We start from the raw sequence: 7,606 nt of genomic DNA on the forward strand, positions 1-7,606 counted from the left end.
ATGCGCATCGGTCTCTGATCTCCTTTCTGTTAAGTGTTAATAATAAAAGGAGTTCTATCAGAGTTTCCGATGCGTTTCTACATTTTATTTGCTCTCAGTTCTCATGTACACTTTTTGGATAGGAACCGACTTTAATAGGGGAGTTAAGTTTTTAACCTATGCGACCTGGTGGGTCTGGTCCTCTGTTAGGCAAGCGGTCACCAAACATCAGAAAGAAAGCCAAAAATTATCCTCTTTGGATGCCCCCCTCTATAGCGGAGAAAAAGACGGCGCTACTTTATATGATCTTCTGCCCGGCCAGCCCCGCGATCCGGATTATTCAATTGATGGAGGCACCTTGCTTCCCTTATTTTTTGAGGTTTTATCCTCGCGAGAGAAAGTGGTCATGAGCCGGATTTACGGGGACATGAAATATACAGAGGTTGGCAGCGAGCTAAATCTTAGCCGCGAGAGGATCCGGCAGATCGAAAAAGGAGCTCTGGCCAAGCTTAAAGAGTCCTTTGATATCGTTGAAAGTGTAGGCCTGCATAATATCGAATCGCCCCGCAAATTATAATACTGACATTTATAAAGCGAAAAGAATTTTGCTCAATTCGGCAAGAGCAAAATTCTTGCGAATAGCAAGGAATACAGATACAGGGGATTCCTGAAGTTGCATTGACCGATCTGAGTAACCGTGCAGGTCCAAGCATTTTGGTGAGGAATCGGGAAATATGAGAAAGCCAAAATTGGAAGTCATGCTTGTGAAATGGAAAAGAATCCCGCAACAATTACAGCGGCTGATCATCCTCGCTGCAATATTTGCAGTGCTGTTTCTTATCGTTCGTTCTTTTCTGATCCCTGTTGATTTTGGGAAATATGGTCATTACCGCGCATCTGCTGTTGAGGAGATAATTGCACAGGGAATGCACTATGCAGGTCAGGAAGCTTGTTATGACTGCCATGAGGATGTTTTTGAGACCAAGCGCGGTGGTTTTCACCAGAACGTTTCCTGCGAAGTGTGTCATGGGCCTGCCTTTACACATGCAGAAACCACGGATACGGCAGAACTGGAGGCTCCCACTGGGCGAGGATACTGCCCTGTGTGCCATGAATATCTTCCTTCCAGGCCGACGGGGTTCCCCCAGATCGTCTCGGCTTCGCACAATCCCATGAAACCTTGCATCACCTGTCATGAGCCTCATGATCCGGAACCTCCTCAAGCGCCAGCAGAATGCACTGCCTGCCATGCTGAGATCGCCCGGACAAAATCTCTATCACACCATGTGTATGTACCATGCATGCGCTGTCATGAAACGCCTGAAGAGCATAAGATCAATCCACGAAAAGTATTGCCGGGCAAACCAAAAACACGCGAATTTTGCGGAGGCTGTCACGCGCAGGATGCTCCTGCCGACAAAGGAATACCACGGATAGATATGGCATCACACAATGTTCGATACGTCTGCTGGCAATGCCATTATCCCCATCTACCGGAGGCGAGATGAAGTACAAGGTAAAAGAATCGAGCAAAAAACTCCCTGATCGACGCACTTTCATTCAGACTCTTGGTTCATCATGCGTTTTGCTTCTCGTCCCGAAATTTCTGTTTGCCAGAGAAAATAAGAAAGGTGCCGCGTGGACTTACTCAAATGGATATGCCCCATCTGAGCATTATTACGGGATGGGGATCGACATAAGCAAATGTATAGGCTGCGGAAGATGCGCCAATGCGTGCAAATTGGAGAACGACGTGCCACGGGAGCCATTCTTCTTCCGGACCTGGGTGGAACGCTACCGTATCTTCGAGGATGGTGAAGTAGCCATCGATAGTCCAAATGGAGCTGCAGACGGCTTCAAACCTGGGTCAGCTCCCGAAAAAAACCTGGTGCGGAATTTTTTTGTGCCCAAGATATGCAACCAGTGTGACAAACCGCCATGTGTGCAGGTTTGTCCAGTCGGAGCAACGTTCAAGACGCCTGATGGTGTCGTTCTCGTCGACTCACAGTACTGCATCGGCTGTAGATACTGTATTCAGGCATGCCCTTACGGTGCCCGTTATCTTCATCCTGAAAAACGGGTAGCAGACAAGTGCACCTTCTGCTATCACCGAATAGTGAAAGAGAAGCTGCCTGCCTGTGTGGAAGTCTGTCCGACCCAGGCGCGTATTTTCGGCGAGCTTGAAAAGAAAGCAAGTCCACTGGTTCGCTTCATGCGGATGAATAAGATCTCTGTACTCAAGCCATCCTTGAACACCGAGCCAAAGGTCTATTACGCCAACTTCGATATGGAGGTACGATAGCCTTGGAAGAAATAATTCGACATTTGATGCCGATCTTAAAAGAAGTTAGCGGATACATCTACCCCAATGAGATCGAGCTCCACTGGGGGATTCTCATTGTGGTGTATCCATATCTGACAGGATTGGTTGCGGGAGCATTCATCCTCGCTTCGCTTGTCAAAATATTCAACGTACGGGAAGTGCAGGCGACATACAGGATGGCACTGCTGACCGCCCTGGCCTTTTTGATTGTATCGCCCCTGCCGCTCCTGACACATCTCGGGCATCCGGAAAAATCTTTTGAAATCTTCCTAACTCCTAACACCAAGTCTGCCATGGCGATGTTTGGATTCGTATATGCGTGGTATCTGATGGCCGTTCTGCTCCTGGAGATCTGGTTCGATTACAGACGAGACATAATCCTCTGGGAAAAGAAGGAATCCGGGATCAAGAAATGGTTCCATAAGCTCATCACGCTCTTCTCGAGCGACGCCTCGGAGCAATCTCTCACATTCGACAGGAAAGCTATCAAATTGATCACAATCATCGGCATCCCATCGGCCTTTTTACTGCACGGTTATGTCGGGTTCATCTTCGGCTCCATCAAAGCGAATCCTTGGTGGTCCAGCGTTCTCATGCCGATCGTCTTCCTCTTTTCAGCCATTGTTTCGGGTATTGCTCTAGTTTTGCTCATCTACATGGTGGTCACTCCTATGCGCGGGAAAGAGATCGATATGGCATGTCTGAACAAACTGGCCAGTTATCTTTTCTATGTCATGATTATAGATTTCTCGCTGGAGGCACTGGATTTCATCCATAGGATCTATGAATCGGAGGAGTCAATCCACATCCTGTCCGAGCTGGTGATGGGAAAGCTGTTCGTGAGCCTGATAGTCATTCAGCTCCTGATCGGCATGATCGTTCCACTTCTTGCCATTGCAGGCGTCAAACTGTTCAAAGCACCCGACGAATTAAGAAAGCAGGTTTATTTCCTTTCTGCGCTTCTGGTTCAAGTGGGCATTTTTTCAACGCGTTGGAACGTTGTGATAGGAGGGCAGCTGTTTTCCAAGAGCTTCAGCGGTCTCACCGCATACAAGATGACATTTCTAGGATTGGAAGGTTTACTGATGTCGCTTTTTCTTCTACTCCTTCCTTTTATCATCCTATACGTGCTGTTTCGCGTTCTCCCGCCATGGGAAGAGATGCGTGAGGCTCAATAACTTTCCTCAATCAATGAGCCTCCCTGCTAATCTTCTTCCTTGATCTTTTTCACTCGCCTTTCAGCTTGACGAGGGCTTTACATGCGCTGTATATATAAGGTCTGAAGAAAGTTGAGGAAAAGGAATATGAATTCAAAACTGTTCCGATCCACCCTTTTAATTATGACTTTTTCCTTGATCTCCTGCTTTAATCTCTCTTTTTCAATGGATGAGCCGATCTCCCCGAAAATATCTCCCTGGCTTGGTCGCGAGCTTGCAAAGGGTCCGGCAGAGATGATCGTCATCTTTGAAGATAAAGCTCCCTTGCATCAGTTACCTAAAGGTCTCGATCCAATCTCACGAAAGGAGATCGTAGTATCCCTTCTAAAAAACATATCGGAAAAGAGTCAGAAGAGGCTACGCGATCACTTGGAGTCAAAAGGGATTACGGTCAGGTCATACTTCATCATCAATGCGCTTCTCGTCAGAGGGGATTTAACGCTCGCCAACTGGATTGCCTCACAAACCGAGGTCGCAAAGATCGTCGGGAACCCTCATATCAGACAAGTGCTTCCGGTTCCAGAATCTCCATCTTCATCGGGTTCCTTCCTGGGCGTAGAATGGGGAATCCAGGCAATCCACGCCGACAAGGTCTGGCAGGAATACGGGGTCCATGGAGAAGGGATCGTCGTTGCAAGCGCTGATACCGGCGTTGAATGGGACCATCCCGCATTGAAAGGAAAATACAGAGGGTGGAACGGGACATCGGCAGATCATTCATACAACTGGCACGATTCCATTGAAGATAGAGCTGAACCGATCGACGATAATGATCACGGGACACATACGACAGGGACGATGACGGGTGATGATGGCCAGGGAAATCAGATAGGCGTTGCGCCCGGGGCTAAATGGATAGCATGCCGCAACATGGACCATGGCGTTGGAACCCCCGCCCGCTACATCGAATGCAACGAATTTTTCCTGACGCCATACCCTCCCGGATTTGATGCCGCCTCGTCAGGTAGAGCCGATCTTGCGCCGCACATAATCAACAATTCCTGGGGATGCCCTCCATCCGAGGGGTGCGATCCCGATTCATTGCAGGAGTCTTTCGCCAATTTGAATGCAGCCGGGATCTTTCCAGCCGTCTCCGCAGGCAACAGCGGTCCATTCTGTTCGACGGTGTCCGACCCTCCCGCCATCTATGGGGAATCGTTCTCCGTTGGAGCCACAGATTCATCCACGTCTCTTGCCCTGTTCAGCAGTCGCGGTCCCGTTACCGTTGATGGAAGCAACAGACTCAAACCAAACATCTCTGCCCCTGGAGTCAATGTCCGCTCGAGCGTTCGTAACGCTAACTATGCTTCATTCAGCGGGACTAGCATGGCAGGGCCTCATGTTGCGGGGGCCGTGGCTCTGCTCTGGGCAGCAAGACCTGAAATGACCGGTCTCATAGAAACGACCCGCTGCATCATTGAGGCATCCGCCAACCCACAGGTGAACATGCCATGGCCCCAGCGCTGCGGCGACACCGGTCCTTCCGACAAACCAAACAACCTCTTCGGACACGGCCTCGTGGATGCTCTGGCCGCCGTCAAGGGGATCCCCGACGGGGACGGTGATCGGATGCCGGATAGCTGCGATTGTGCCCCTTCCAACGACACACTGGCCATCGCTCCCCCGGAAGTGCGAAAGCTAGAGTTCCTCAAGGATCACGAGACGATCTTATGGGAGGACATCTCTCCTCTCACCGGTTCCTCCACTGTCTTCGATCTTCTGCGCGGTTTCCTGAACGACCTGCTCTCGGATGGCAGTATCTCGCGCGCCTCCTGCCTTGCCAACAATCTTCCAGATGCTCATACAACAGATACGGAAAACCCATCTTCGGGAATTGGATTCTACTATCTCGTCAGGGCCCAGAACGGATGCGGGACTGGAACTCTTGGAGCAGACTCGGCAGGCAATGAACGTACATCCAGTGCCTGCCCCTGATCTTCTATTTAGGCGATTCCTGAGACCTTTGTTGAAAAAACAAGGACAGTGTTACTTTTTTATCACGGCAAGAGCGAAATCGGCTGCATCGAGCAGCGGTTTCGCCGTGATCTTTAATCCGACCGCCTTCTCCATCCAGAGCTGAGGGATGATGCTTCCAGATCTGCACATCCTCTCCATCTCCACTCCCAGATTCTTCCCCTCCAGATACTTCTCCATCTGGAATTGAATGACATGCCCGATCGGATAATCGGGCAGATAGAGTACGGAATCGATCATGTGTGAGTAGATGGCAAGGATGGGAACGTCCTTCACTTCAAAGACATCTGCATAATATTTATTCCAGACATCCTTTGCTATTGAGATCACCGCCTCTTTGAGCTGCGCAGGTTTGGCTTCCGGATGCTCGTACAACCATTTCCATGCTCTCATGTCAACGAGCGCGACTCCCATGATCTCGTACGTCATCCAGAGGGTATCCAGCGCGCTGAGATGCACTGCCTCCTCGCTCTTTTTTTCCAGTCCAAGAACATCAAGATCCCTGGTCTGGAAGAGGAAAGCAAAAGCTTCAGTGAATGCGGTGTTCGGAATGCCGTGCTCCGAGTAATGGTCAACCTTGTGAAGACTAAGCGTCTGTTCCACTGCGTGACCCAGCTCATGCATTGCGATATTAAACCCCTTGTAATCCATCCCTCCCCTTGGAACCCTGGTCCGGAGACGGGCTTTGCCTATCTTCATCTCTGCGCCGGCACAGTGCCCTGCTCCCCTTGCTGGGTCAACCTGGATTTTTGGAGCGATGAAATCTGCCTGCTCCTTGCTGAACCCAAGCCTTACGAGGATGTTTGGAATGTCCTTTTCGAATGATCCCAGCGTCGGATACTTCTCAGAAACGATACGATTGAGCTCTTCTTCTGAAATGGACTGTTTCGCCGTGAATCCGTTATACCAGATATCGAAAGGCTTCAGTTCTCTTCCCAACCTCTTCCTTACCAGCTTTGCGGTTTCCCTAACCTGTCTGGATGAAAGCAGATCTATGAACATCGATTCCACTTCGGCATAAGGGATCTTTCTTACCCAGTCGAACATCCTGCTCACGTGAGTCGGAAAGTCAGGATAGTATGGGTCCAACGTCTTCATCGCCCTATGCGTCTGCAAAAAAATGACATAGCGCGTGTCAGGCTCGGACTTAAAGGGAACTTCTTTCCGATTCAGGAACAGTTTGTTGGCAAGCGGATCCCACTCGTAAGTGTTCTTGTTGATGACCTCTTCAGGAATTTCCTGCGAAATTACCCGGAGCATAACCTGATAAATAAGCTTCTGCTTTTTAAGACCTTCCGGATCGGCATATCTCGCCTTCAGTTCATCGCGCAGGTTCCAGTGGCTGATCAGCTTCATCTCTTCAGGAAAATAAGTTTGGTACTTATCATCCACGACCTTTCCCATGAAGATGTTATACTCGGAGATGTAAGTGTCTGCCTTGGTCATGACGGCGCTGATATCCTGAAGAATACTGGCAGGGACTCGCGAGACGAAAGCATCCCCCATCAGCGCATAAGCCCAATCCCTGTTACTCCATTGAGGTCCCAGCTTAGATTTTTCTTCCAAGGTGTACCGGGGAAAATTGAGAAGAACGATGAAGGCTATCTTCCCTTTGAACAGGTCTTCGTTCAGATGGGCTGCCGGATTGAACTCTCCTGTGAGCATATCGATAGGAAGGATGTCTCCCCAGTCAAGCGAAAGGGGCCGCGTGATGTCCAACCCCATTTCAGTGAAATGCCCGTTTACCGATTCATTAAACATCTCCAGCCTGCGGAAAGTGATATCTAGCATTTCCGGATCGCCGATGAAGTTCTCTTTGCAGAAGGCCTCGAATTCTTCCTCACCGCCATCTTCTTTGCTCCAGAACTGGGCTGCCTGTTTTACTCCCCTCTCGATCCGGAAACGCAGGCTCTCGCCATGCTTCTGGAGAAGCGCCTGGACAATCCTTTCCTGTGTGGTCTGATTCACGCATGAATCAGCCGCACTCATGTAGAAAAAGGAAGAAAATAATAGAATAAGAAAGGCTATTGACAATCTTCTCATCATGACCTGCTCCTTATTTAGAAATTTTCATTCATTTTAGCTTAAAATCGCATTTCCCGCTCTTTTCATC

At 49.4% G+C, this 7,606-nt stretch carries 6 protein-coding genes; 5 read left to right on the forward strand and 1 reads right to left on the reverse strand.

What is annotated here, in order from left to right:
- The first annotated feature begins 103 nt into the window (after window positions 1-103).
- The 5 genes from AB1756_02230 to AB1756_02250 all read left to right on the forward strand — a co-directional run bounded on the left by AB1756_02230 (window position 104) and on the right by AB1756_02250 (window position 5,454).
- Window positions 104-556 (forward strand): sigma-70 family RNA polymerase sigma factor, encoded by a 453-nt coding sequence (locus AB1756_02230; protein ID MEW5806157.1) that lies wholly within the window; start codon window positions 104-106, stop codon window positions 554-556.
- A gap of 187 nt (window positions 557-743) precedes the next feature.
- A complete protein-coding gene (locus tag AB1756_02235; GenBank protein ID MEW5806158.1) occupies window positions 744-1,487 on the forward strand; it encodes a hypothetical protein in 744 nt (247 codons plus the stop codon).
- Window positions 1,484-2,281: a 4Fe-4S dicluster domain-containing protein gene (locus tag AB1756_02240; GenBank protein MEW5806159.1), complete on the forward strand. Its 798-nt coding sequence runs from the start codon at window positions 1,484-1,486 to the stop codon at window positions 2,279-2,281. The genes AB1756_02235 and AB1756_02240 overlap by 4 nt, the downstream gene beginning before the upstream one ends.
- Window positions 2,282-2,307: 26 nt before the next feature.
- Window positions 2,308-3,480, forward strand: coding sequence for an NrfD/PsrC family molybdoenzyme membrane anchor subunit (gene nrfD / locus AB1756_02245; GenBank protein ID MEW5806160.1), 1,173 nt, complete (start codon window positions 2,308-2,310; stop codon window positions 3,478-3,480).
- A gap of 126 nt (window positions 3,481-3,606) precedes the next feature.
- Complete coding sequence (locus AB1756_02250; GenBank protein MEW5806161.1) at window positions 3,607-5,454, forward strand: S8 family serine peptidase; 1,848 nt, start codon at window positions 3,607-3,609, stop codon at window positions 5,452-5,454.
- Window positions 5,455-5,505: 51 nt separating this feature from the next.
- Here the strand turns inward: AB1756_02250 and AB1756_02255 are convergent, their stop codons facing one another.
- Window positions 5,506-7,539 (reverse strand): hypothetical protein, encoded by a 2,034-nt coding sequence (locus AB1756_02255; protein MEW5806162.1) that lies wholly within the window; start codon window positions 7,537-7,539, stop codon window positions 5,506-5,508.
- Window positions 7,540-7,606: the final 67 nt, after the last annotated feature.

The organism is Acidobacteriota bacterium (assembly GCA_040752675.1).
Classification (GTDB): Bacteria; Acidobacteriota; Polarisedimenticolia; order JBFMGF01; family JBFMGF01; genus JBFMGF01.

Coding starts and splice junctions, on each gene's coding strand:
- AB1756_02230 (MEW5806157.1), top strand. CDS start 104: ATGTACACTTTTTGGATAGGAACCGACTTTAATAGGGGAGTTAAGTTT.
- AB1756_02240 (MEW5806159.1), top strand. CDS start 1,484: ATGAAGTACAAGGTAAAAGAATCGAGCAAAAAACTCCCTGATCGACGC.
- nrfD (MEW5806160.1), top strand. CDS start 2,308: ATGCCGATCTTAAAAGAAGTTAGCGGATACATCTACCCCAATGAGATC.
- AB1756_02250 (MEW5806161.1), top strand. CDS start 3,607: ATGAATTCAAAACTGTTCCGATCCACCCTTTTAATTATGACTTTTTCC.
- AB1756_02255 (MEW5806162.1), bottom strand. CDS start 7,539: ATGATGAGAAGATTGTCAATAGCCTTTCTTATTCTATTATTTTCTTCC.